We start from the raw sequence: 3,381 nt of genomic DNA, 5'->3' as shown, positions 1-3,381 counted from the left end.
GGGACGTCGAGGTTCCCGAGGGGCCCGAGGGGCCCGACGAGCGGCCCGGACGGGCCGGGAGGTCGTCCCGGGAGCGGGCCGCACGACGGCTGGCGCGGATGGCCGCGGGCGCCGAGGAGTTGGAGCAGCGCCTGGCCGACCTGCTGCGCGCGGGCCTGGCCGGCGCGGGGCGCGCGGGATATGCGTCCTGGGACGGAACGGCGGCGCGCATGGTGGACGCGCAGGCCCCCGGACTCGCCGGGCGGGTCCGGGAGTTGGGGGCCGTCCCGGCCTCCGGCGAGGGCTGGCCGGAGCGGCTACTGGCGGAGTGCGCGCTGCTGCACCTGCTGAACCAGGGCTTCCTCCGTGCGGACACACTGCCCGAACCGCTGGCGGCGACGGTCCGTGCCCGAGCGGGGCTGACGGTGGACGCGGCCGAACTGCTGGCCGACGAGCAGGCGCTGATACGGGACGAGTGGCTGGTGCTGGCCCAGCGGGACACCGAGGAGGGCAGGCTGACGGCCCGCCGGATCTGGCTGTACGGGCGCGCGTCGGGCCGCCACGCGCTGCTGCTGGCGTACGGGGCGGCGGGGCGGGCCCCCGAGCTGTTCCTCCCGGCCGGCGCCGTGCTGGACGCGGACCTGGCGTACTACCCGGGCGCGGCCCGGCTCCGCGCGGCGCTGGGCGAGCGCCACCGCGCCCCGGCGCCCGGCTTCGTTCCGCCCGGCGGACCGCTGGAGCACGCCCTGGAGGCATACGCCTCGGCGCTGGCCGCCGACCCCTGGCTGGACAGCTGGCCGTGTGTGCTGCGGGACGTGGTCCCGGTGCCCGGTCAGGGCACGGCGCCGTGGCAGCTTGCCGCGGCGCAGGAGGAGGCGGCACTCCCCCTCGCGCCGGGCACGGCGGACGGGGCGCTGTGGAAGCTGGCGGCGATATCGGGCGGCGGCCCGCTCACCGTGTTCGGCACCTACGGCCACGCGGGGTTCGCCCCGTGCACCGCGTGGGACGGTGCCACACCGGTCACGCTGTGAGCCCGCCTGCGCGGGGCGAGGAAGAGACTCGGGGAGATCAGAGGTCAGGGACACCGGTAACACCGGGGGCACCGGGAACACCGGGAACACTGAAGGGGGTCGGGGAGTATGAGCTCTGCCCAGGCACGGGACGAGCACACGTGGGACGACATGGTCAGCGCCGCCCTGCTGGGAGCGGAGCGCCGCACACCTCCCGGCGGCAGCGTCACGGCCCTGCTGGACGCCGCCGCGCTGGAGACCGTACGGCGCCGCGCCGGGGCGCTGCCCGTCGCCCCGGGCCCGCGCCCGGCGCCCGCCCCGGAGGACGGGCGCCCCGGCCTCCCCACCGCCGCCGAGCGGCGGCTGGCCGCTCTGCTGGCCGGTCGCCCCGCGGGCGGCGCCTCGGGGGGCGGAGGCCGCCGCGGCTCCGCTCCGGACCTCGGGGAGCTGCTGCCGCAGTGGCTCGCGGCGGCCAACGAGCACGGGTACCGCGCCCCGGCGGCGCTGCTGCCCGCGCTGCTGGACGCCGCGCGGGCCCGCACCGATCTGCGCCCCGAGACCCTCGCCTTCGCCGGACCGCGGGCCCTGTGGCTGGCCCGGCTGAACCCGGACTGGAAGTTCGCGCTGCGCGACGGCGTCCACCGCAGGGCGCCCGAGGTGGAGCCGGAGGCGGCACAGCGGCTGTGGGAGGAAGGGCTGTTCGCGGAGCGCGTCGCGCTGCTCGGCGCGCTGCGGCGGCGGGACCCGGCCACCGGGCGCGCGCTGCTGGCGTCCACGTGGCGGACCGAGCGCGCGGAGGACCGGCTGATGTTCCTGGACGCGCTCCGGCAGGGGCTCGGCCCGGACGACGAGCCGTTCCTCGACCGGGCGCTGGCCGACCGCAGCCGCACCGTGCGGTCGACGGCGGCCGAGCTGCTGGCCGCGCTCCCCGGCTCGGCGCTCTCCGCCCGGATGGCGGCGCGGGCGCACGGCTGCGTCGCCCTGGAGTCGACGGGCGACGGTCCGCGGATCGCCGTCGAGGCGCCGCAGGCGTGTGACGCGGAGATGCAGCGCGACGGGGTGATACCCAAGCCCCCCTCGGGGCGGGGCGAGCGGGCCTGGTGGCTGGGCCAGTTGGTGGAGGCGGCGCCGCTGGACGGCTGGCGGGAGCGGTTCTGCGGGGGCACGCCGGGGGAGATCGTCGCGCTGCCGGTGACGGACGGCTGGCGAGCCGACCTGCACGGGGCGTGGTGCCGGGCCGCGGTGCGGCAGCGGGACGCGGAGTGGGCCCGTGCGCTGCTGGGCCCGCCGACGGCGCCGTTCGGCGAGGGCCCGGGGGATCCGGCCAAGCTGCTCACCGCGCTGCCCGCAGCGGAGCGCGGCGCGTGGGCGGCGCGCTTCGTCGCGGCGCACGGGCTGTCGGAGGCGTTCCGGATTCTCGGTGTGTGCGCGGTCCCGTGGTCGCTGCCGCTGGGGCGGGCGGTGGTGGACGCGCTGGAGATCGCCCGGGACGCGGGCAGCTATCCGTGGAGCTTCAGCGGGGTGATGGGGCTGGCCGAGCGGTGTCTGGATCCGGCGGACGCCGAGCGGCTGGCCCCGCTGACGGCCGTGCCTGCCGAGACGGAGGACGGGTCACCGGGCGCGGGAGCGTACTGGGCGGAGGCGTTCCAGCGCCTGGTGGCCACGATGCGGCTGCGGGAGGCGATGCGGAGGGAGTTGGCGGGGGCGCCGGGCTCGCCGGGGGACGCCTCGCCCCCGGCGTGAGGGGCGCTCGCCGGCCGGCGAGCGCCCCTGGACGTCTCCGGGAGCTACGCGGCTATGGGGCGGACATGGGTGCGGATCCACTCGACGACCTCGTTCGTCGTCGCACCCGGCGTGAAGATTTCCGCGACGCCCTGCTCCTTCAGGGGGGCGATGTCCCCCTCGGGGATGATGCCGCCGCCGAAGACCTGGATGTCCTGCGCGTCCCGCTCCGTCAGCAGCTCCAGCACCCGTGCGAAGAGGGTGTTGTGCGCCCCGGAGAGGATCGACAGGCCGATCGCGTCGGCGTCCTCCTGGATCGCCGTGTCGACGATCTGCTCCGGCGTCTGGTGCAGACCGGTGTAGATGACCTCCATGCCCGCGTCGCGCAGCGCACGGGCGATGACCTTGGCACCGCGATCGTGACCGTCCAGGCCCGGTTTGGCGACCACCACGCGGATCGGACCCGACACACCCATCACTGCCTCCAACTCGCCAGACACTGCACAAAATTCGAACGGCCACCGGACCGCCGCACCGGCGGAGTGAGCGCACGTTATCCCAGCATCCCGCACCCAGCCGTTCCCCGCTCGGAACCGAGGGGGAAATCACACCCGGGCCCACAGGGTCGTTCACCACCAACTTCTCTTTCGCCTCGAAGACAGGGGCGGGG

At 76.7% G+C, this 3,381-nt stretch carries 3 protein-coding genes; 2 read left to right on the top strand and 1 reads right to left on the bottom strand.

Annotation, left to right across the window (positions count from 1 at the left end; all coding sequences use genetic code 11):
- Window positions 1–1,010 (top strand): SWIM zinc finger family protein (locus G5C65_RS33995; RefSeq protein ID WP_165302912.1); only part of this gene is annotated, 1,010 nt, incomplete at its 5' end.
- A gap of 108 nt (window positions 1,011–1,118) precedes the next feature.
- Window positions 1,119–2,732 carry a DUF5691 domain-containing protein gene (locus G5C65_RS33990; RefSeq protein WP_165302911.1) on the top strand — a complete coding sequence of 538 codons (1,614 nt, stop codon included), beginning with the start codon at window positions 1,119–1,121 and terminating at the stop codon, window positions 2,730–2,732.
- Window positions 2,733–2,776: 44 nt separating this feature from the next.
- Here G5C65_RS33990 and G5C65_RS33985 read toward each other — a convergent pair whose 3' ends face one another.
- Window positions 2,777–3,187: a coenzyme B12-dependent isobutyryl CoA mutase small subunit gene (locus tag G5C65_RS33985; protein ID WP_165302910.1), complete on the bottom strand. Its 411-nt coding sequence runs from the start codon at window positions 3,185–3,187 to the stop codon at window positions 2,777–2,779.
- Window positions 3,188–3,381 lie beyond the last annotated feature (194 nt).

The sequence above is a fragment of the Streptomyces boncukensis genome, assembly GCF_011045075.1.
Classification (GTDB): domain Bacteria; phylum Actinomycetota; class Actinomycetes; order Streptomycetales; family Streptomycetaceae; genus Streptomyces; species Streptomyces boncukensis.
This window is presented reverse-complemented; position numbering and strand designations above follow the sequence as displayed.

Coding starts and splice junctions, on each gene's coding strand:
- G5C65_RS33990 (WP_165302911.1), top strand. CDS start 1,119: ATGAGCTCTGCCCAGGCACGGGACGAGCACACGTGGGACGACATGGTC.
- G5C65_RS33985 (WP_165302910.1), bottom strand. CDS start 3,187: ATGGGTGTGTCGGGTCCGATCCGCGTGGTGGTCGCCAAACCGGGCCTG.